The sequence below is a fragment of the Streptomyces sp. NPDC036815 genome (assembly GCF_055609205.1).
The window spans coordinates 157,189-177,915 of the sequence record NZ_JBVJPW010000009.1 but is presented as its reverse complement, the minus strand read 5'-3'; the positions used below and the strand labels follow the sequence as shown (position 1 = coordinate 177,915).

Below are 20,727 nucleotides of genomic sequence, written 5' to 3'. Positions count from 1 at the left end.
CGGGGCCGCGTCCGCGGCCGGGATCGTCACGCGCTCTTCCCTAACAAGTGTTTGGTAGATTACCCTGAAGGTGGCCGAAGAGTCGAGAGCCTGAATCCGGAATCGGGGGGGCAGCCCATGGACGCACCGGTCTATGTGCCCGCACACGGCCTGCTCGCGGGCCGCACCGCGGTGATCACGGCCGCCGCCGGGGCGGGCATCGGCGGCGCCACCACGCGCCGCTTCCTGGAGGAGGGTGCGCGGATCGTCATCGGCGACGCCCATGTGCGCAGGACCAAGGAGTCGGTGGCGGCCCTCGCAGAGGAGTTCGGCGCCGAGCGGGTGGACGGCATCCCGTGCGACGTCACCGACGCCGCGCAGATCGACGCCCTGTTCGACCTCGCGGAGCGGCGCCACGGCCACCTCGACATCGTGGTGAACAACGCCGGTCTCGGGGGGACGGCCGCCCTCACCGAGATGACCGACGAGCAGTGGGACAAGGTCATCGACGTCACGCTGAACGGCACGTTCCGCTCCACCCGGGCCGCCCTGCGCCGGATGCGTGCCACCGACCGTGGCGGCGTGATCGTGAACAACGCGTCGGTGCTCGGCTGGCGCGCCCAGGCCGGTCAGGCGCACTACGCCGCGGCGAAGGCCGGGGTCATGGCCCTCACCCGCTGCGCCGCGCTCGAAGCGGCCCCCGACGCCGTCCGGGTCAACGCGGTCGCGCCGAGCCTCGCCATGCACCCCCACCTCGCGAAGGCCACCTCGCCCGAGCTCCTCGAAGAGCTCACCGCGCGCGAGGCGTTCGGGAGGCACGCCGAGCCGTGGGAGATAGCCAACGTCATCGTCTTCCTGGCCAGTGGCTACTCCTCGTACATGACGGGGGAGACGGTCTCGGTCAGCAGCCAGCACGCCTAGGCGGAGAATGACCGTGTGTCGAAACCGAACCAGCGCACCAGCAGCCCCGAACAGCCCGCGGCGAAGAAGAAGCCCCAGGTGAGCCCCTCGCCCGAGCGGCGCCGTGAACTCCTCGCCATCGCCGCCGACGTCTTCGCCGAGCAGGGGTACAACGCCACGACGGTCCGCAAGATCGCCGACGCCGCGGGCATGCTCGCCGGCAGCCTTTACTACCACTTCGACTCGAAGGAGTCGATGCTCGAAGAGATCCTCCGCACCTTCCTCACCGAGCTGTGGGACGGGTACGAGACCGTGCTCCAGGCCCAGCTCGACCCCCGTGGAACGCTCGAAGCACTCGTCACCGAGTCCTTCCGGGAGATCGACCGGCACCGCGCCGCCGTCGCGATCTACCAGAAGGAGTCCAGGCATCTGGTCGCCCAGCAGCGCTTCCAGTACCTCTCGGACTCGCAGCAGCGCTTCGAGAAGGCCTGGCTGACCACGCTGGAGCGAGGCGTCGCGGAAGGCGTCTTCCGCGACGACCTGGACATCCGGCTCGCCTACCGCTTCGTGCGCGACACCGTCTGGGTCGCCGCGTCCTGGTACCGCCCCGGCGGAGGCCACAGCCCCGAGGAGATCGCCCGTCAGTACCTGTCGATGGTCCTGGACGGCATCTCCGTACGTACGTGAGCGGCGCGTCGTCGGACGGCGCCGCACGACCGAGGAGTACGCAGTCATGGCCGAGGCCTACATCGTCGAAGCGGTCCGCACCCCCGTCGGCAGGCGCAGGGGCGGGCTCAGCCAGGTCCACCCCGCCGACCTGGGCGCGCACGTCCTGGGCGCCCTCGTCGAGCGCACCGGCGTCGACCCCGCCGCCGTCGAGGACGTCGTCTTCGGCTGCCTGGACACGGTGGGACCGCAGGCCGGCGACATCGCCCGCACCAGCTGGCTGGCGGCCGGACTGCCCGAAGAGGTGCCCGGCGTGACCATCGACCGGCAGTGCGGCTCCTCGCAACAGGCCGTGCACTTCGCGGCGCAGGGCGTGCTGTCCGGCACCCAGGACCTCGTCGTCGCGGGCGGCACGCAGAACATGTCGATGATCCCCATCGCCTTCGCCTCCCGGCAGGCAGCCGAGCCCCTCGGCCTCACCCAAGGTCCCTACGCGGGCAGCGAAGGCTGGCGCGCGCGGTACGGCGCACAGCCCGTGAACCAGTTCCACGGCGCCCAGCTGATCGCCGAGAAGTGGGGCATATCCCGCCGCGACATGGAGGAGTTCGCGCTCCGCTCGCACCAGCGGGCGGTCCGCGCCATCGACGGGGGCCGCTTCGACCGCGAACTCGTCGCCCATGGAGACGTCACCACCGACGAGGGCCCGCGGCGCGACACCACCCTGGAGAAGATGGCCGGTCTCAAGCCCGTCCTCGACGACGGCACGATCACCGCCGCCTGCTCCTCCCAGGTCTCCGACGGCGCGGCTGCGCTGCTCATCGCGAGCGAACGGGCCGTACGGGAGCACGGGTTGACGCCCCGCGCCCGCATCCACCACCTCTCGGTGCGCGGCGAGGACCCCATCCGGATGCTCTCCGCACCGATCCCCGCCACCGCGTACGCACTGAAGAAGACCGGCATGGGCATCGGCGACATCGACCTCGTCGAGATCAACGAGGCGTTCGCGCCGGTCGTCCTCGCCTGGCTGAAGGAGACCGGCGCCGACCCGGCGAAGGTCAACGTAAACGGCGGTGCGATCGCGCTCGGCCACCCCCTCGGAGCCACCGGCGTCAGGCTGACGACCACGCTCCTGCACGAACTGGAGCGCACCGGCGGCAGGTTCGGACTCCAGACGATGTGCGAAGGCGGCGGGCAGGCCAACGTGACGATCATCGAACGCCTCTGAGAGCCTGTGCCCTGTCCCGGCCACCCCGGCCACCCGGCCGCGCCTCCGGCCGACGCACGGCCGGACACCGGCCGTCCGCGAAACGGACTGATCCTCACCCCTTGCGGGAGTACCTGCGCCGACCGCGCTCCATGGCGGCTCCGACCCGGCTAGTCTCGACTTCTGTACGTCGATTGAGCGACCCCGGGAGGTAGCGCGATGACGCAGGGACGGCCCGGTGGAGCCTGGGCCCCGCTGTACGAGCGCCATGCCGAACTCGCCGCGGCCACCCAGGCCGTGGAGAAGCTCTGCGCCGACGCGACGACCTCCGGTGGTCTCATCGCCTTCAGCGGCGAGGCGGGCATCGGCAAGACCGCGCTCCTGGCCGAGGTCCGCCGCCTCGCGGAGGGCCGCGCCACGGTCTGGACCGCACGCGGCGGTGAGGCGGTCACCTCCGTCCCCTTCAACGTCGTGCGCCAGCTCCTGCAGCCCGCCCTCGTCCACCTCGCCCCCGACCAGGCCCGCGAGTACTTCGGCGACTGCTACGACATCGCGGGCCCCGCCCTCGGCATAGCCGAGCCCGGCGGTCGCAGGCCGGACCCGCAGGGCGTCTGCGACGGCCTCGTCGAGGCGGTCTCCCGCCTCGCCCGGCTGCACTGGCCGCTCGTCCTGCTCATCGACGACGCGCACTGGGCCGACCAGGAAACGCTGCACTGGCTCGCCACGTTCGCCCAGCGCCTCGACGAACTCCCCGTACTCGTCGTGATCGCCCGCAGGCCCGGCGAGGCGGAGGGCGAGAGCGCACGCCATCTGGCCACCGTCGCCACTCAGGCGCGATCGTTCACCACCCTGCGCGCCCTCACCCCGGACGCCGCCGCGGGCCTGACCCGCGCCACGCTCGGCGAGCACGCCGACTCCCCGTTCTGCCGCGAGGTGTGGGCGGTCACCGGCGGCAATCCGTACGAGACGGTCGAGCTCCTCGCCAAGGTCCAGGACAGCGACCTCGATCCGGTGGAGAGCTCCGCCGACGAACTGCGCGCCCTCAACCGCACGGCCCGCGGCCGCGGCCTCGTCGCCCGCCTCGAAGGACTCGGCACCGACGCCACCCGTTTCGCCTGGGCCGCCGCCATCCTCGGCAGCTCCATCTCCGCGGAGCTGGCCGCCTCGCTCGCGGGCATGACCCCCGAGGCCGCCGAACGGTGCGCGGAGCGGCTCTGCGCGGCGCGCATCCTGGTCATCGGCGACGAGGGACTGGAGTTCGTCCACCCGCTGATCGCCACCACCGTCTACCGCTCCATCCCGGCCGCCACCCGCACCGCGATGCACGGCCAGGCGGCCTCCGTCGTCACCCACTCCGGCCACGGCGCCGCGGCCGCGTCCCGGCACCTCCTGGAAGTCCACCCGGACGACGACGCCGAACTCGTCGAGCAGCTGCGCCAAGCGGCCGCCGAACACCTCGCCGTCGGCGCTCCCGACGCCGCACGCCGGTGCCTGGAACGCGCCCTGCGCGAGCCGCCGCTGCCCGAGATCCACGCCCGCGTGCGCTACGAACTGGGCTGCGCCACGCTCCTCACCTCACCCGTCACCACCATCGGCCACCTGCGCGAGGCGCTCTCCACACCCGGCCTCGACCAGGATCTGCGCGTCGACGCGGTCTGCCGACTCTCCCAGGCCCTCGTCCACAACGACCAGCTGGAAGAGGGCCTGCGGGCCATCGCCGAGGAAGCCGCACGCCTCGAACCGGGCCCCGCGCGCCTGCGCCTGCAGGCCGTGCACTACATGTGGGAGGGCATCCACGCGGGCGAGGAGGACTCGCCGGGCCGCTCGCGGCGCCTCGCCAAGCTCGCCGGGCCCCTCGCCGGCCGCGACAACGCCGAGCGCGCCCTGCTGATCCTGCGCGCCTTCGACGCCATGACCCGCGGCGAGAGCGCGGAACTGGTCGTCGAGCTCTGCGACCGCGCCCTCGTCAACGGCCGCCTCGCCCCCGGACTCGGCTGGACCGACACGGAATGGAGCTTCGAACTCCGCCTGATGCTCGGCGGTTCGTACGCCTTCTCCGACCGGCTCGACCGTGCGGAGAGCCTCTTCACCGAGGCCGTGCGGGCCTACGAGACCGCGGGCTGGAGCGGCGGACACCTCGCCCTCTCGCACGCCTTCCTCGGCTATGTGTACCGCAGGCGCGGCAGGCTGACGGACGCCGAGCGGTCGCTGCGCGAGAGCCTGCGCCTGGCCGACCGCGTCGGCGAGGGCCTGCCGATGCACTGGGAGGCGGCCAGCATGCTCATCGACACCCTGCTGGCCCGCGGCCACGTGGCGGAGGCGGGCACCGTCGCCGAGCGGTACGGCTTCGCGCCACCCTCCGCCTCCACGATCTACGTACCCGACGCGCCGTCCGTACGCGGGCGGCTCCTGCTCGCCCTGGGACGCACGAAGGACGGGCTCAACGAACTGGAGGCCACGGCGAAGGCGTTGACCGCGCGCGGCCAGTACAACACCGTCCTCGCCCCCTGGGCGTACGACCTCGCCCGCGCCCTGGCCCACGAGGACCCGAAGCGGGCCGCGCACCTGGTCGCGGACGCCCGTATGCAGGCCGAACGGTTCGGCACGGACACCGCCATCGGCGAGGCCCTGCGGTGCGCGGCGGCGCTGGAGACCGGGCCGCGCTCCGTCGAGCTGTACCGCCAGGCCGCCACGTATCTGGAAGCGTCCCCCTGCGCGTACGAACACGCGGTCGCCCGCGTCGAGTACGGCATCGCGGCGGACTCGGCGACGGAGCTGGAGCGCGGGCTGACCCTGGCGCGGACCTGCGGCGCGGACGGGCTCGCCGACCGGGCGCTGGACCACCTGCCCCTGGTGCGCCGCTGACGCCCCGGGCCGCGAGCAGCACCGGATCGGCTCGTGAACGCTGGGTCCAAGCGGGGTTCGTGGCGTCAGAGAGCCTTCAAGCGCGCCACGGTCTCGCCCGCCTCGGCCATCGTCCGCTCCACCAGCTCCGCGCACGAGGGCAGGTCCTCGATCAGACCGGCGATCTGCCCCGAGGCCATCACCCCCAGCTCCAAACGGCCGTCCACCATCGCCGACTTGAGCATCATCGGCGTGTTCGCCGCGAGCAGGACCTGGCTCCAGGTCAGGTCCTTGCCGTGCCGCATCGCGAGCCCGTCGCGGGCCATCTGCCGCCACCCCATGCCGGACATCCTCCGGAACGCCGCCGCGTGCCGTACCGCGCGCGCCAGCGACGCGACCCGGCCCGAACGCTCCAGGTCCGCCACCAGCTCGGTCCGCAGCATCCGGTGCGGGAGGCCGTCCACGCGCGTGGTGAGCGTGACGTCCTTGACGGAGGCGGCCAGATAGCGGGCCTTGACCGCGTCCGGCACCGTCGAGTCCGAGGTGAGCAGGAAACGGGTGCCCATCGCCACGCCCGCCGCTCCGTAGGCGAGTGCGGCGACCAGACCGCGGCCGTCGTAGAAGCCGCCCGCCGCGACCACCGGTATGTCCACCGCGTCGACGACCTGCGGGAGCAGCACGGTCGTGGCGATGTCACCGGTGTGGCCGCCGCCCTCGCCGCCCTGCACGATCACCGCGTCCGCGCCCCACGCGGCGACCTTCTCGGCGTGCCGTCGCGCGCCGATGGAGGGGATGACCACCACGCCCGCGTCCTTCAGCTCGGCGATCAGCTCCCTGGACGGCGCCAGCGCGAAGGAGGCGACCCGGACGCCCTCCTCGACGATGACCCGGACCCGGTCCCGCGCGTCGCCCGCGTCCGCCCGCAGATTGACCCCGAAGGGCGCGGCAGTGCGGGACTTGACCTCGCGGACGGCCGCGCGCAGCTGCCCGAGGGTCATCGTGGCGGAGGCGAGGATGCCGAGCGCCCCGGCCGCGGCGGTCGCGGTGACCAGGCGGGGTCCCGCCACCCAGCCCATGCCGGTCTGCACGATCGGGTGCCGGACGCCGACCAGCCGGGTCAGCGGCGTCTCCAGGGCGGGGGCGCCGGGCGGCGTGGCGGGCGGCTCCGGCGTCACGGGCGCACCTCGCGGTCGCGCAGCCCGCGCGGGTCCACCACGTCCCGGATCAGCCGCAGCTCCTCGGCGGTCGGCTCACGGGTGAGAGGGACGGCGTCCGGCACGGCCAGGGCGAACGCGGTGGCCTCGCGCACCCGGTCGAGGGTGACGCCCGGGTGCAGGGAGACCAGGCGCATGGCGTGGTCGGGCGTCCCGAAGTCGAAGACGCCGAGGTCGGAGACGACCCGGCGCAGATCGTGGAAGCGGGTCGCGGAGGGACCGGCCGCGGCCGCGCTGTCGTACCCGACCCCGCTGATCATGTCGACCTTCTCGACGAAGACCCGCGTCGAATGCCTCGGAACCCAGTAACTCACCGGGTTGTTGAGGGTGTTGACCGGGGCGCCGCGCACTCCGAGGAGCTGCCGCTCGGGGCGCGCCCAGTCGCCGATGCACGAGATGTTCTGGTTGCCGAAGCGGTCGATCTGGCTCGCGCCCATCATCACGTGCCGCCGGCCGCCCATGACCATCGTCAGGTGCCTGCGGTACGGCAGCCATCCTTCCGTCACCGTCGACGCGGAGCCGACCGCGGGGACGTCGCCGATCAGCAGGGCCTCGCCGTCCGTGAGCAGCAGGTCGGGGGAGAAGGTCAGCTTGGCGAGGCGGGCCGCGACCGACGGGATCGTGCCCATGGGGGAGGCGAGTATCTCGCCGTCGCCCCGCCAGGCCTCCGCGCAGGCGATCACGCAGTACTCGGCGCGGGTGGCGGCCGCCGTGGCGGGGTCGGTGCGCGTCATCGCTGCTCCTTGTGCCAGGTCTGGACGGCCAGTTGGTAGGCGCGTTCGGTGCCCGAGAGGAAGCGGTCGCGGAAGGCGGACCAGGCCTGCGGGTCGGCGGCCGCGGTGACGTACTCCTTCTGGAAGGGCTCGTCGCGGCCGTAGTCGGGCACGCAGGACGTGAAGTGCGCCCCCTTGGGGGTCTCGGTCACGCCCGTCACCGAGTGCCGGGAGACCAGCATCGTCTGGGGCGCGGCGTGCGCCGTGAGCTCGCCGGGGTCGACGACGCGCTCGCACGAGACGTACGCGGTGTCGGCGGCCTCGCAGAACAGGTCGTCGAAGTAGGGGTCCGGGCCCAGGTACTGGCCGTTGCCGAAGGGGTCGGCGCGGTTCAGGTGCACCAGGGCCGCGTCCATCCGCAGGGCGGGTACGGCGACGAGCCGCTCCCCGTCCTCGTAGGGCGAAGTGACCGTCCGCAGCCGGGGATTGACCCGCAGGACGTCGGAGCCGAGTCCCGCGCGGATCGGCAGGAACGGCAGCCGCTGGGCGCCGGCGGTGAGGCCCTGCATGAACATCGCCTCGTCCAGCTCGACGAGTTCGAAGGCGGCGCGCTCGCGTGCCGCCCGGAAATGCGGTTCGAGGGGGATCGAGTCCAGGGTCGTGAAGGCGGTGATCAGCTTGCGGATGCGGCCGGCCGCGGCGAGCAGGCCGACGTCCGGGCCGCCGTACGAGACGACGGTCAGGTCCGTGACGTCGGAGCGCAGCAGCGCGCGCACCAGCGCCATCGGTTTGCGGCGCGAGCCCCAGCCGCCGATGCCGAGCGTCATGCCGCTCGACAGGCGCCCCACGATCTCGTCCGGCGACATCATCTTGTCGGTCCTGCCGCTGTTCCCGCTGTCGGTCCTGCCGCTCATGAATTGCCCTCCCCTTGTGCCCCGGCGTCTGCCTGCGCCCCGAAGCCGCCCCTGATGCGGTCGGCCAGGCCGCTGAGGTTCGCCTCGAAGGTGAAGCCCTGCTCGAAGCGGTAGCTGCGGTGCACGTCGACGGGGTCGATTCCGTTGATCGCGGCCTTCGCGAGCCGCAGCAGCGTGCCGTCCTTGCGGGCGATCTCCCGCGCGAGGTCCAGCGCCGCGTCGGCCAGCTCCCCGCGCGGGACGACGCGCCACACGGAGCCGTGCGCGTGCAGTTCGGCGGCGGTGGCGGTGCGCGAGGTGTAGTACAGGGCGCGCATCAGGTGCTGGGGCACGAGGCGGGCCAGGTGGGTGGCCGCGCCGAGGGCGCCCCGGTCCAGCTCGGGCAGGCCGAAGGTGGCGTCCTCGCTGGCCACGATCGCGTCCGCGTTCCCCACGAGGCCGATCCCGCCGCCCAGGCAGAAGCCGTGCACGGCCGCCACGACCGGGACCTCGCACTCGTACACCGCCGAAAACGCTTCGTAGCACCCGCGGTTGGCTCCTATCAACGCCGTGTGGCCGGTGTCGCGCTGCATCTCCTTGATGTCCACGCCCGCGTTGAACCCGCGGCCCTGCGCGGTCAGGACGACGCAGCGGGTCGCGGGGTCGCGCCCGGCCGCGCGCACGGCTTCCGCCAGGTCGTACCAGCCCTGTACCGGAAGGGCGTTGACGGGCGGGTGGTCGACGGTGACGACGGCCACGCCCTTGTCCGGGGCGGAGGTGGAGACAGACATCAGAGGATCCGCTACCTTTCGACCACACGCCTTCAACCAAACATTTGTTAGTTGGAAAGGTAGCAGCGATGACTGACACACGACAGGTGGTCGTCGTGACCGGCGGCACCCGCGGCGTCGGTGCCGGGATCGCCCGGAGCTTCCTCGCCGCGGGGGCGCGGGTCGTCGTCTGCGCCCGCAGGCCGCCGGAGCGGCCCGTCGAAGCGGCGGGCGGCGTCGCCGAGTTCAGGCCCCTCGACCTGCGCGACGCGGCGGCTGCCCACGCCTTCTTCGCCGAAGTGGCCGCGGACCACGGTGCGGTGGACGCCCTCGTGAACAACGCGGGGGGCACGCCGTTCGGACTGCTCGCCGAGACCGGACCGGCCCGCCAGGCGAAGATCGTCGAACTCAACCTCCTCGCGCCGCTGTACGCCTCCCTCGCGGCCCGGGACGTGATGTGCGCCCAGGAGACCGGCGGCAGCATCACGATGATCGGCAGCGTCAGCGGGACCCGGCCCTCGCCCGGCAGCGCCGCGTACGGCGCCGCGAAGGCGGGCCTGGAGAACCTCGCGGGAACCATGGCCGTCGAATGGGCCCCGGCCGTGCGCGTCAACACGGTCGTCCTCGGCCTCGCCCGCACCGAGAGCGCAGCTCTCCACTACGGCGACGAGGAGGGCATCGCCCGGGTCGCCCGCACCGTCCCCCTCGGCCGGCTCGCCGACCCCTCCGACGTCGGCGACGCCTGCGTGTTCCTGGCCTCCGACCGCGCCCGGTACATCAGCGGCGCCGCCCTCCGGCTGCACGGCGGCGGCGAGCGCCCCGCGTTCCTGGCCGCCGCGTCCGTCAACCACTGAACCCACCCGAGGAGTTCCGCCATGACGTCAGCTGCCGATTCCGGGCTCTGCGAGGGCCGCGTCGTGATCGTCACCGGGGCGGGCCGCGGCCTCGGCCGGGCGCACGCGCGCGCGTACGCCGCCGAAGGCGCCCGGGTCGTCGTCAACGACCTCGGGGTGGGCCCCGACGGCTCGGGGGAGTCGGGCGGGCCCGCCCACGACGTCGTCCAGGAGATCCGCGCGGCGGGCGGCGAAGCCGTCGCCCACGGCGGTGACATCGCCACGTCCGAAGGGGCCGCCTCGCTGGTGCGGACCGCGCTCGACACGTACGGCCGCCTCGACACCCTCGTGAACAACGCGGGCTTCCTGCGCGACCGGATGCTCGTCAACCTCGATGAGGACGACTGGGACGCCGTGCTGCGCGTCCACCTCAAAGGGCACTTCCTTCCCCTGAAGCACGCGGGCGCACACTGGCGTGCCGAGGCCAAGGCGGGCCGCGCGCCACACGCGTGCGTGGTCAACACCAGCTCGGGAGCGGGCCTCGCGGGCAGTGTCGGGCAGGGCAACTACAGCGCGGCCAAGGCGGGCATCCTCGGCCTGACCCTGGTCGCCGCGGCCGAACTGGGCGCCTATGGAGTGCGGGTGAACGCCATCGCCCCCGCGGCCCGCACCCGCATGACCGAGCAGACCTTCGCCGACACGATGGCCGCCCCCGACGACGGCGGCTTCGACGCGATGGCTCCGGAGAACGTGTCCCCGCTCGTGGTCTGGCTCGGCTCCACCGACTCCGCCGGAGTCACGGGCCGGGTCTTCGAGACCGAGGCGGGCCGCATCACGGTCATGGAGGGCTGGCGCCCCGGCCCGACCGCGGACAAGGGCGCCCGCCGCACCCCGGCGGAGGCGGGGGCCACGGCACGCGAACTGCTCGCGGAGGCGGGGGTGCCGGAGCCGGTGTACGGGGCGCGCTGACGGGGGCGGACCTCGGGCGTACGCCTCAAGTGCCGGGCTCAGCAGCCTGCTGACCTGCCACGTTAGAGTGAGGCCCCCGTTCCCGCCAAGGAGACTCCGCATGTCCGCGCACACCGTCCTGATCCTCCAGCACGTCGAGGTCGAGAAGCCCGGCCTGATCCTGGACGCGCTGGACGGGAGCGGGCTGCGCGTCGACGTGCGGAACCTGCTCGACGCGCCGGGGGCGTCGGCGAGCGACCTGCCGTCCGTGTCCGAGCTGGCGGGGCTCGTCGTGATGGGTGGGCCGATGATCGCCGATGACCTGGCGGGGCACCCGGCGTTGAAGCTGGAGCGGGATCTGCTGGCCGAGGCGGTGCGAGCCGGGGTCCCGACGCTGGGCGTGTGTCTGGGGGCCCAACTGCTCGCCCGCTCGCAGGGGCTGACGGTCCGCACCGGCGTCGAGCTCGGCCGGGACAGTGAGATCGGCTGGGCCCCGCTGCACGGCGTGGACCGGGACGACCCCGTTGTCGGACCGCTGGCCGACGCCCCTGCCGTACTCCACTGGCACGGCGACCGCATCGTGCCCGCGGAGGGGACCCGGGTGCTCGCCCGCACCGCCACCACCGAGTGCCAGGCGTTCCGGGCCGGGCCCGCGGCCTGGGGGCTTCAGTTCCACCTGGAGGTCACGCCGGGGCTCCTGGACGACTGGCTCGCCGAGCCGTCCTTCGCCACCGAGGCGGCGCAAGCCCTCGGCCCCGACGCGCTGGAGCGGCTGCGGGCCGACGCCCGCGCCGTCGCCCCGGAGTTGCGGCCCCTGGCGGAACGGAGCCTGGCCCAGCTGTGTGCCCTTTTCGTGGCGCGCGCCGGGTCCTAGGACCCTGCTTCCTCCGGCTCCTCCGCCAGCACGCGCTGGGCCACCGCGAACGCCGCGTTGGCCGCCGGGACGCCGCAGTAGACCGCCGTCTGCAGCAGGACCGCGCCGATCTCCTCGGGCGTCAGCCCGATCCCGCGGGCGGCGCGGACGTGCAGGGCCAGCTCGTCGAGGTGGCCGCGGGCGACCAGCGCGGTCATCGTGATCATGCTGCGTTCGCGGCGTGCCAGCGTGGGGTCGGTCCAGATCTCGCCCCACGCGTAGCGGGAGATGAAGTCCTGGAAGCGGGCCGTGAACGGCGTCGTGCTCGCCTGTGCGCGATCGACGTGCGCGTCCCCCAGCACGGCGCGCCGCACGGCCGTGCCGCTCTCCGGGGCGTCGCCGGTGAAGTGGGAGCGCAGGGCGGCCGCGACCGCGTCCGGGCGTTCGGCGGGCGCCAGGTGCGAGGCGCCCGCGAGCTCAAGGAGCGCGGCGCCCGGCACGGCGTCGACGATCTCCCGCGCGTGGGCGGGCGGCGTCGCCGGGTCCGCGCGCCCGGCGACGACCAGCGTGGGCGCCCCGATCGACGCCAGCGCGTCCCGCAGGTCGTACGAGGCCAGGGCGTCGCAGCAGGCGGCGTACGCCCCGGGATCGACCGCCCGGTGCGCGGCCACCAGGGCGGGCACCGTGAACCCGGGCGTGAACCACCGGCTCGCCGCCGACTCCGCGAGCCCCGCGAGGCCCTCGCGCCGCACCAGCGCGGCCCGCTCCCGCCACGGCTCGGCGCCGCCGAAGTGGGCCGAGGAGCAGATCACGGCGAGGCCCGCCACCCGGTCGGGGTGGCGCGCCGCGAGATGCAGCCCGACGGCGCCACCGAGCGAGACCCCGGCGTACGCGAAGCGGTCGACGCCGAGCGAGTCGGCGAGCGAGAGGACGAGGCGCGCGAGGTCGGCGACCGTCGCACCGGGGGCGATCAGGTCGGCGGGGGAACCGCCGTGGCCCGGCAGGTCCCAGCGCACGACCCGGTGGGACGTACGCAGAGCGGGCGCGACGCCGTCCCACAGGGCCATGGAGGTGCCCAAGGACGGGCCGAGGAGGAGCGGGGGAGCGGCGGCGGCCCCTTCGACGGTGTGGTGCGGCAGCCTGCCGCTCGCTGCGATGGTCAACGTCGCTCCAGGGCACGGTCGGTGAGAACACCGGCGAGACCGGTGTAGTGGGTGGGGTCGGTGAGCTCGGTGAGGTCGATGTCCCTGAGCGCGGGCTCGTCGGCGAGGAGCTCCGCGAGGGGGCGGCCCTCGGCATGGGCGCGTCCGGCGGCCCGGGTCAGCAGCTCCTTCGCGCGGGCCCGGCCGAGCAGCGGCGTGAGCTCGGCGGCCAGCCGTTCGGCGACGATCAACCCGCCCGTGAGGTCCAGGTGTTCGCGCATCGCCGCCGGATGCACGCGCAGGCCCTCGGCGAGCTCGGCCGCGTCCCGCGCCGCGCCGCCGGCCACCCGCAGCAGCTCGCGCAGCGGTTCCCACTCGGCGTGCCAGGCGCCCGCGGGCCGCTCGTCCTCGGCGGCCAGCGAGCCGTACAGGGTCGCGGCGAGGGCGGGTGCGCGGCGTGCGGCGGCGGCGATGAGCGTCGCGCGTACGGGGTTGGCCTTGTGCGGCATGGCGGACGAGCCGCCGCCCGAGCCCTCGGAGACCTCCGCGATCTCGGTGCGGGAGAGCGTGAGGACGTCGGCCGCGGTCTTGCCGAGGGCGCCGGTGGTCACGGCGAGGGCGGAGCCGAGGTCGGCGACGGGGGTACGGAGCGCGTGCCAGGGCAGTGGGGGCGCCCTCAGCGCGAGCTCCCGGGCGAAGGCGGAGACCAGCGACTCGGCCGCCGTGTCCGTCCCCCCGTACGCCCCGAACGCGGCCAGCGTCCCCGCCGCCCCGCCCAACTGCACCGGCAGCCCGCTCCGCACGGCCACCACCCGGTCCCGCCCGTCGAGGACCAGGGATCGCCAGCCCGCCGCCTTCAGCCCGAACGTCGTCGGCACCGCGTGCTGCGTGAGCGTGCGGCCCGGCAGCACGGTGTCCCGGTGCGCCCGGGCCAGCCCCGCCAACGCCCGCTCCGCGCGGGCGAGATCGGCGAGGAGCAGGTCGAGCGTCCGCGCGGACAGCAGCATCAGCGCCGTGTCCAGGATGTCCTGGCTCGTCGCGCCCCGGTGGACGTAGGGCGCCGCCTCCGCGGGCACGGCCGCCGTCAACTCCGCCACCAGCGGGATCACCGGATTCCCGCCCTCCCGCGCACGCAGGGCGATGTCCCGTACGTCGTACCGGCCGAGGTCGGCGGCGGCTTCCGTCACCGCCGTCGCGGCGGCCGCCGGCGCCAGGCCCACGGAGGCCTGCGCGCGGGTCAGCGCGGCCTCGACGGCCAGCAGGGCTCCGAGGAAGGCGCTGTCGGAGGTCGCGTCGGCGGCGGGCGACCCCGCCCACCCCGGCGAGAACAGGCCGCTCACGGCGACCCCCACGGAAACTCCAGGAAGACCGTCTCGCCCGCCCCCTGGAGGCGGATGTCGAACCGGTAGGTGCGCGGCGCCTCGCTCCGGGCGATCAGCGTGGCGCGCCGCTCGTCGGGCAGGGCGGTGAGCAGCGCGTCGCCGGGCTCGTCCACCAAGTACGCGCGCGTGTACAGGTGATGCAGCAGTCCGCGCGCGAAGACCGCGACCGCGATGTACGAGACGCCGCCGGGCGGCAGTGTCCGCACGGACCAGTGGCCGTCCGCGTCGGTCGGGACCCGGCCGAACCCGGTGAATGCGACACCGTCGCGCCCCACGACGCGTCCGGTGACGGGGTCGGCCCGCAGCGATCCGGGCGCTCCCGCGCGCGAGCCGTCGGGCGCGGGCTGCCAGGTCTCGATCAGGGCGTCGGGCACGACCCGCCCGGCGCCGTCGAACACGTACCCGTGGAGGGTGATCGTGTCCGGGTGGCCGGCGGGGGCGACCTCGCCGCCGCGCGGGAAGGGCAGCGCGTACCCGTAGAAGGGGCCGACGGTCTGGGAGGGCGTGGGGGCGTACGCGTCCGTGGACGGCGCGGCCCTCGGGCGCGGCGGTGTCGGTGGGTGCGTCATCGGCGCGGGTCGCCCTCCTCGAAGAGCGTCGCGGACGGGCCGTCCAGGACGATGTCCCAGCGGTGGCCGAGCGACCACTCGGGGACGGACAGGGTGTGGTCGTAGGCGCAGACGAGGCGCTCACGGGCCGACGCGTCGGTCACCGAGCGCAGCACCGGGTCGTACGGGAGCAGCGGGTCGCCGGGGAAGTACATCTGGGTCACGAGGCGCTGGGTGAACGCCGTGCCGAAGAGCGAGAAGTGCAGGTGGGCGGGGCGCCAGGCGTTGACGTGGTTGCGCCAGGGATAGGCGCCCGGCTTGATGGTCGTGAACGCGTATCCGCCGTCGTCGTCGGTGAGGCAGCGGCCGAAGCCGGTGAAGTTCGGGTCGAGGGGCGCCGGGTGCCGGTCCACCTGGTGGGCGTACCGTCCCGACGCGTTCGCCTGCCACAGCTCGACCAGCTGCCCGCGCAGGGGCCGCCCCCGGCGGTCCAGGACCCGGCCGCTGACGGTGATGCGCTCACCGAGCGGCTCGCCCGCGTGCTGCCGCGTCAGATCGCTGTCCAGGGCGGTGACGTCGGTGACGCCGAACGCGGGCCCGCTCAGCTCCACCGCATCCGGGTCGCGCAGCGGGACCAGCGGCCGCTTCGGGTGGCGCAGGTGGCTGCTGCGGTAGGGCGGGTAGTCGCGCGGCGGGTGGTGCGCGCCGGGCGACGCCGCCTGCGCCTTCGCGACTTCGGCGTCCATAGCGTCCTGGCTGAGTCCGTCGGGCAGCGGTTCGGTGGTGAGGGACATCTCTGCAGGCTCCGTACGAAGAAGGCGGACTACGAAGAAGGCGGACTACGAAGAAGGCGGATTACGAAGAAGTGGCGGAGGGTGCGGCCGCGCTGGAGCTCGCGGGAGTCACGTCGGGAACGCAGGGGGGACATGCACCCGCGCCGCCGTCTTCGCGGTGATCTCCGCGACGGTGACGCCCGGCGCCGGTTCGACCAGTTCCAGGCCGTGCGCGGCCACTTCGAGGACGCCGAGGTCGGTGATGATCCGGTCGACGCAGCCCTTGCCGGTCAGCGGCAGCGTGCACTCGTCGAGGATCTTCGGTGTGCCGTCCTTCGCGGTGTGCGTCATGACGACGAGGACCGTCCGTGCCCCGTGCACGAGGTCCATCGCGCCGCCGATGCCGGTGATCATCTTCCCGGGGACCGCCCAGTTGGCGAGGTCCCCGCGCGCGGAGACCTGCATCGCGCCCAGGACGGCGACGTCGATGTGGCCGCCGCGGATCATGCCGAACGAGAGCGCCGAGTCGAAGAAGGAGGCGCCGGGCAGCACGGTCACGGTCTCCTTGCCCGCGTTGATCAGATCGGGGTCGACCTCCGCCTCCGTGGGGTAGGGGCCCACTCCCAGGATGCCGTTCTCCGATTCGAGGACCACTTCGACGCCCGGTGGCAGGTGGTTGGGGATCAGGGTGGGCAGGCCGATGCCCAGGTTCACGTACTGGCCGTCGCGGAGTTCGCGTGCGGCGCGGGCGGCCATCTCCTCCCGGGTCCAGGCCATCAGCCGTCCACCGTGCCGGGCGTCGCGGGGCCGGTGACGGTGCGCCGCTCGATGCCCTTGTCGGCGGCCTGTTCGGGGGTGAGGGCCACCACCCGCTGCACGAAGATGCCGGGCAGGTGCACCGCGTCAGGATCGATCTCGCCCGGCTCCACCAGCTCCTCCACCTCCGCGACGGTCACGTGCCCGGCCATGGCGGCGAGTGGGTTGAAGTTGCGGGCGGACCTGCCGAACACGAGGTTCCCGTGCCGGTCGCCGCGGGCCGCGCGCACCAGCGCGTAGTCGGTGCGGATGCCGTGCTCCAGGACGTACGGGACGCCGTCGAACTCCCGTACCTCCTTGGCCGGGGACGCGAGCGCGACCCCGCCCTCGCCGTCGTAGCGCCAGGGCAGCCCGCCCTCGGCGACCTGCGTGCCCACCCCGGCGGGGGTGTAGAACGCCGGGATGCCGGTGCCGCCCGCGCGCAGCCGTTCGGCCAGCGTGCCCTGCGGGATCATCTCGACCTCCAGTTCGCCGCCCAGGTACTGCCGTGCGAACTCCTTGTTGGCGCCGATGTAGGAGCCGGTCACGCGGGCGATGCGGCCCGCCGCGAGCAGCACCGCGAGGCCCGAGTCCATGGCCCCGCAGTTGTTGGACACGACCTCCAGGTCCGAGACGCCGGACCGGTGCAGCGCGCGGATCAGCTCGTTCGGCACGCCGCTCAGGCCGAAACCGCCGACCGCCAGCGACGCCCCGTCCCGGACGTCGGCCACCGCGTCGGCAGCCGAGGCCACCACCTTGTCCATCCGTGCGCCCCCTCTCGTCCCGATCGATTAGTCAGCGCACTGACTATTCCGGCGAGGATAGGAGGCACGTCAACTGCCTGACAAGACCCGCACGTTCCGGGATCGGCGGCGAGTATTGTTCAGTGCGCCGACAAAACAAGTCGGGCAGCCGAAGAAGCGGAGGACCCCATGGCCGCGGTGGACCTGGCCACCCACCCCGGGCACCTGGCCCGGCGTTTGCAGCAGGCGCACCACCTGCTGTGGAACACGATGGTGTCCGAGGAGACCACCTCGCCCCAGTACGCCGTCCTCAACGCCCTGGTCGCCGAGCCCGGGCTCGACCAGCGCACCGTGGGCGAGCGGGTGGGCCTCGACCGGTCCACCATCGCCGAGGTCGTCGCGCGGCTGATCCGCCGCGGGCTGCTCGACAAGGTCCGCGATCCGGCGGACGGCCGCCGCTTCCTGCTGCGCCTCACCGACGAGGGCGGGCGCACGCACCGCAGACTGACCGTGCGCACCGCCCGGATGAACCAGGTCCTCCTCGCGCCGCTCTCCGCCGAGGAGCGGTCCGTCTTCCTCGACCTGATCCAGCGGGTCGCGGACGCGGCGGAGGACCTGCGCAACCCCGCGGAGCCGACGGCGGCAGCCGCCGACTGACCGGGCTCACCTCTTCGCGTACACCACCCACACCTGCCCCTTCGCGAACGCCAGCGGCCTGCCGTCGGCGGTCGTGAAGGCGGTGCCGTCCCCGGCCGACGGGCGCTTCCACCGCGCCTCGTACGCGCGCCCGTCCCGCAGCACGCTCGCGGAGCCCTCGCCGACCGTCTCGGTGAACGGCGAGACGCTGCCCGCGCGGTCGTGGAAGCGGGAGGACCGCACCTTCACGTACTGCACGACGACCGTCGACGGGCCGAGCTCCTTGCCGTCGGACGTCCGGGCCCGCCGCCCGTCCATCGTGACGCGCCAACGCCCCTCGTACTCCACCCAGTCGAAGGTGAAGCGCGCCGCGGGGAAGTCGACCGTCCGCCGGTGCTGCGGCGTACCGCCCGCCGGGCGCGGACCGAACCGGAATCCGGTGCTCGCCAGGGCGCCCGCGTGCGGCTGCGCCTTCAGGGCGGCCGGGCGTACGAAGAGGTTGTGCGGGGCGGCCCTGCCGCCGCCCCGGTAGTAGGCGCCGCCGGGCGCCCTGCCGGGCGGCAGGGCCCGCACCGGCGCGCCCGCGATCAGCGGCAGGAGCTTGGACTGCGCCCCGGAGAACGCGAGCGCGGGCCGGTCGAACTGCCGCAGGAGTTCGAGATCCGTCTCGCGCGCGCTGCGCACGGGGCCGACGGTGGGCGGCAGCCGCGAGGCGAACACCGCCATCAGGCGGCTGAGGCCCGCCTCCACCTGCTCGACGTAGACGACGTCCGCCGCGTCGAGGCCGGTCTGCGGGCGCGCCGCGCCCACGTTGTCGATCTTGACGGCGAGCACACCGCCCCGTCCCGCCCCCGCGGGCGGATTCCCGTCCGCCCCGGAGGGTTCGATGGTGCAGCCGGACGCCAGGGCGGCGAGCGTGATCGCCACCGCCGCCCCGGCCCGTGTACGCGCCCGCCGTCCCGTGTGCCGTCTCATGCGGGAGTCCTACCCCGAACGTGACCGGTCGCAGCCCGTCGACTCAGCCCAGATCGAGGGCGTTGCGCAGGCCGAGCCGGTAGCGGGTGCGGTCGTGGCGCTTGAGGATCTCGATCTCCGGGACGCGGTACAGCGGCGTCACCGTGCACCGCTTCTGGTCCGAACCCACCCGGTCGAGGAGGGCGTTGACCGCCTGGCGGGCCGCGGCGTTGGCGCCCTCCATCGTCGCGAGGTCGATGTCCACGGAGACGTAGTCACCGGCGAGGAAGAGGTTCGGGATCTTCGTGGCGGCCGACGGGCGGTTGTGGAACGTGCCGACGGGGTGGATCAGGAGCTGGTCCTCGTTGGTGGGGTTCGGCGTGCCGAGTCCGGACACGCCCGGGTCGAGGAACCACGAGTGCAGCTTGCTGTCGCTCAGGACCGTCCTGCCGGTGTCGTTGAGGGCCGCCTTGAGCTGGGCCCACACTTCCTTGGCGACCTCTTCGCGGGTGCACTGCTTGGCGGTCTTGCCGTACAGGATCCCCGGCCGGTCCCATTCGGAGATGTCCACCGACAGGCAGTCGACCGCGACGCCGTCCCCGTAGTCGGTGGGGAAGTCGCGCCCGGGCCAGTGCCCCGCCTGCGCGATGCCGGTCAGCGACCAGGGCGAGTCGATGAGGTTGAAGTGGCCCTTCACGACCGCGGGTCGCTCCGTCAGATAGAACTGGATGCCCGTCATCCAGTCCGTCTCCAGCTTGTCGCAGCGCGCCAACTGCGGGTCGGCCGCCTTCATCTGGGCACTCCACGTCCGTCGCGCGTGCTCCACCGGCATGGCCTGGACGTAGTGGTCGGCGGTGACGTCGCGCCGTACGCCTTCGGGGTCCTCGACGACGGTCTTGGTGATGCGGCCGCCGTCGAAGCCCAGCTCGCGCACGGTCCAGCCGATGCGGAACTCCACGCCGAGGTCCCTGAGGCGGGCCGCCCACGGGTCGATCCACGCCTCGTTCGTCGGGGCGTTCAGGATGCGGTCGGGCGGGCCGTCCGCGCCCTGGCCGAGCGCGTTGAGGACGAAGGCCTCACCGAGCGTGCCGACGGTGCGGGTGCTGGCCTCCTCGGCCTTCGTCGCCACGATGTTGCGGGTGACGCCGATGACGAGGATGCGCTGGTAGTCCTTCGACATCTTCTCGGCCCGGGTGAACTCCCACCAGGGCATCGACTCCCAGTCGTCCTCGCGGCGCTCGTCGCAGCTGGTGAGGAAGACCAGGGCGCGGTTCACGAAGTACGCGGCCTCGTGCGCGGGGAGGTTGAACGCGGTGTCGAGCAGCGCGCCGAGCGCCCGCCGGATGTCGTCGAGGGTGAGCTTCTCCGGCTTGCCGCCCGGCCAGGGGATCGGCATCCGGATGTCCTCGCGGCCGGTGCGGGCGAAGGACATCTCGCGCGGCGCGACCAGGTTGTCCCACACGCCGTTCGCGTTCCCGGGGAAGGGGATGCGCCGCATCGTGTCCGGGAGGTTGTGGTAGATGCCCGGGATGAAGCGGAAGCCGTGCTCGCCGGGCAGCGGTCTGCGGTTGCCCTTCGCGCTGTCCGGCACGTCCATGCTGCGCGCCTTGCCGCCGAGCGCCCGGCGTTCGTACACGGTGACCGCGAAGCCCCGCTCCGCCAGTTCGTGGGCGGCGGTCAGCCCCGCCACGCCGCCGCCGAGCACGGCCACGGACTGCCGCGCCCCGGAAGCTCCCGGTGCGGCCGCCGCGGGCAGCGCTCCCACCCCCAGCGCGGCCGCCCCGCCCACCGCCGCGGCCCTCGCCACGAACCCCCGCCGTGTATGCCCCTCGGCACCGCTGTGCCCCATGCCCCGCCCCCATTACCCTCGGTAACTGACGTGTCAGGCGAGGGAGCCTACGGTCACGGCCGGTGGGGTGGAAGGTGCGCGGGGGCCT

At 73.7% G+C, this 20,727-nt stretch carries 20 protein-coding genes; 8 read left to right on the top strand and 12 right to left on the bottom strand.

Annotation, left to right across the window (positions count from 1 at the left end; all coding sequences use genetic code 11):
• Positions 1-117 precede the first annotated feature (117 nt).
• From ACZ69I_RS20280 to ACZ69I_RS20265, 4 genes are all read left to right on the top strand, one after another.
• Complete coding sequence (locus ACZ69I_RS20280; protein ID WP_470833653.1) at positions 118-900, top strand: SDR family oxidoreductase; 783 nt, start codon at positions 118-120, stop codon at positions 898-900.
• Between the two features lie 15 nt (positions 901-915).
• Positions 916-1,566 (top strand): TetR/AcrR family transcriptional regulator, encoded by a 651-nt coding sequence (locus ACZ69I_RS20275; RefSeq protein WP_470833651.1) that lies wholly within the window; start codon positions 916-918, stop codon positions 1,564-1,566.
• Positions 1,567-1,612: 46 nt separating this feature from the next.
• Positions 1,613-2,770 carry an acetyl-CoA C-acetyltransferase gene (locus tag ACZ69I_RS20270; protein WP_470833650.1) on the top strand — a complete coding sequence of 386 codons (1,158 nt, stop codon included), beginning with the start codon at positions 1,613-1,615 and terminating at the stop codon, positions 2,768-2,770.
• A gap of 198 nt (positions 2,771-2,968) precedes the next feature.
• On the top strand, positions 2,969-5,614 hold the full coding sequence (locus tag ACZ69I_RS20265) for an ATP-binding protein (RefSeq protein WP_470833648.1): 2,646 nt from the start codon (positions 2,969-2,971) through the stop codon (positions 5,612-5,614).
• Positions 5,615-5,679: 65 nt separating this feature from the next.
• On the opposite strand, the gene ACZ69I_RS20260 is transcribed toward ACZ69I_RS20265, so the two are convergent.
• The 4 genes from ACZ69I_RS20260 to ACZ69I_RS20245 are packed head-to-tail and all read right to left on the bottom strand — an operon-like array spanning position 5,680 to position 9,204.
• Positions 5,680-6,726, bottom strand: a complete 1,047-nt coding sequence (locus tag ACZ69I_RS20260) for an NAD(P)H-dependent flavin oxidoreductase (RefSeq protein WP_470833850.1) — start codon at positions 6,724-6,726, stop codon at positions 5,680-5,682.
• Positions 6,727-6,764: 38 nt separating this feature from the next.
• A complete protein-coding gene (locus ACZ69I_RS20255) occupies positions 6,765-7,541 on the bottom strand; it encodes a CoA-transferase subunit beta (RefSeq protein WP_467673339.1) in 777 nt (258 codons plus the stop codon).
• On the bottom strand, positions 7,538-8,434 hold the full coding sequence (locus ACZ69I_RS20250) for a CoA transferase subunit A (protein ID WP_470833646.1): 897 nt from the start codon (positions 8,432-8,434) through the stop codon (positions 7,538-7,540). Before ACZ69I_RS20250 ends, ACZ69I_RS20255 begins: the two co-directional genes overlap by 4 nt.
• Positions 8,431-9,204: an enoyl-CoA hydratase family protein gene (locus ACZ69I_RS20245; protein WP_470833645.1), complete on the bottom strand. Its 774-nt coding sequence runs from the start codon at positions 9,202-9,204 to the stop codon at positions 8,431-8,433. Before ACZ69I_RS20245 ends, ACZ69I_RS20250 begins: the two co-directional genes overlap by 4 nt.
• Before the next feature lie 68 nt (positions 9,205-9,272).
• Between ACZ69I_RS20245 and ACZ69I_RS20240 the strand changes: the two genes are divergently transcribed.
• The 3 genes from ACZ69I_RS20240 (at position 9,273) to ACZ69I_RS20230 (ending at position 11,838) form a co-directional block, all read left to right on the top strand.
• Positions 9,273-10,037, top strand: coding sequence for an SDR family oxidoreductase (locus ACZ69I_RS20240; protein ID WP_470833643.1), 765 nt, complete (start codon positions 9,273-9,275; stop codon positions 10,035-10,037).
• A gap of 21 nt (positions 10,038-10,058) precedes the next feature.
• Positions 10,059-10,985: an SDR family oxidoreductase gene (locus tag ACZ69I_RS20235; RefSeq protein WP_470833642.1), complete on the top strand. Its 927-nt coding sequence runs from the start codon at positions 10,059-10,061 to the stop codon at positions 10,983-10,985.
• A 100-nt stretch (positions 10,986-11,085) separates the two neighbouring features.
• A complete protein-coding gene (locus ACZ69I_RS20230; RefSeq protein WP_470833640.1) occupies positions 11,086-11,838 on the top strand; it encodes a type 1 glutamine amidotransferase in 753 nt (250 codons plus the stop codon).
• Here ACZ69I_RS20230 and pcaDC read toward each other — a convergent pair.
• From pcaDC to ACZ69I_RS20200, 6 genes are all read right to left on the bottom strand, one after another.
• Positions 11,835-12,980 (bottom strand): bifunctional 3-oxoadipate enol-lactonase/4-carboxymuconolactone decarboxylase PcaDC, encoded by a 1,146-nt coding sequence (gene pcaDC, locus ACZ69I_RS20225; RefSeq protein ID WP_470833639.1) that lies wholly within the window; start codon positions 12,978-12,980, stop codon positions 11,835-11,837. The two genes, ACZ69I_RS20230 and pcaDC, sit on opposite strands and share 4 nt — an antisense overlap.
• On the bottom strand, positions 12,977-14,311 hold the full coding sequence (gene pcaB / locus ACZ69I_RS20220; protein ID WP_470833637.1) for a 3-carboxy-cis,cis-muconate cycloisomerase: 1,335 nt from the start codon (positions 14,309-14,311) through the stop codon (positions 12,977-12,979). The genes pcaDC and pcaB overlap by 4 nt, the downstream gene beginning before the upstream one ends.
• On the bottom strand, positions 14,296-14,910 hold the full coding sequence (gene pcaG / locus ACZ69I_RS20215; protein ID WP_470833636.1) for a protocatechuate 3,4-dioxygenase subunit alpha: 615 nt from the start codon (positions 14,908-14,910) through the stop codon (positions 14,296-14,298). Before pcaG ends, pcaB begins: the two co-directional genes overlap by 16 nt.
• A complete protein-coding gene (gene pcaH / locus ACZ69I_RS20210) occupies positions 14,907-15,683 on the bottom strand; it encodes a protocatechuate 3,4-dioxygenase subunit beta (RefSeq protein ID WP_470833634.1) in 777 nt (258 codons plus the stop codon). The genes pcaG and pcaH overlap by 4 nt, the downstream gene beginning before the upstream one ends.
• 108 nt (positions 15,684-15,791) lie before the next feature.
• The gene (locus ACZ69I_RS20205) at positions 15,792-16,439 is read right to left on the bottom strand and encodes a CoA transferase subunit B (protein ID WP_467673319.1); all 648 of its coding nucleotides are present in this window, start codon (positions 16,437-16,439) and stop codon (positions 15,792-15,794) included.
• The gene (locus tag ACZ69I_RS20200) at positions 16,439-17,221 is read right to left on the bottom strand and encodes a CoA transferase subunit A (RefSeq protein WP_470833633.1); all 783 of its coding nucleotides are present in this window, start codon (positions 17,219-17,221) and stop codon (positions 16,439-16,441) included. The genes ACZ69I_RS20205 and ACZ69I_RS20200 overlap by 1 nt, the downstream gene beginning before the upstream one ends.
• A 168-nt stretch (positions 17,222-17,389) precedes the next feature.
• Here ACZ69I_RS20200 and ACZ69I_RS20195 point away from each other — a divergent pair, with 168 nt between their 5' ends.
• Positions 17,390-17,857: a MarR family winged helix-turn-helix transcriptional regulator gene (locus ACZ69I_RS20195; RefSeq protein WP_470833632.1), complete on the top strand. Its 468-nt coding sequence runs from the start codon at positions 17,390-17,392 to the stop codon at positions 17,855-17,857.
• 6 nt (positions 17,858-17,863) lie between these two features.
• Here the strand turns inward: ACZ69I_RS20195 and ACZ69I_RS20190 are convergent, their stop codons facing one another.
• Both ACZ69I_RS20190 and ACZ69I_RS20185 read right to left on the bottom strand, forming a co-directional pair.
• Complete coding sequence (locus ACZ69I_RS20190; RefSeq protein ID WP_470833630.1) at positions 17,864-18,811, bottom strand: DUF3048 domain-containing protein; 948 nt, start codon at positions 18,809-18,811, stop codon at positions 17,864-17,866.
• Between the two features lie 43 nt (positions 18,812-18,854).
• A complete protein-coding gene (locus tag ACZ69I_RS20185; protein ID WP_470833629.1) occupies positions 18,855-20,639 on the bottom strand; it encodes a hydroxysqualene dehydroxylase in 1,785 nt (594 codons plus the stop codon).
• Between the last annotated feature and the right edge of the window lie 88 nt (positions 20,640-20,727).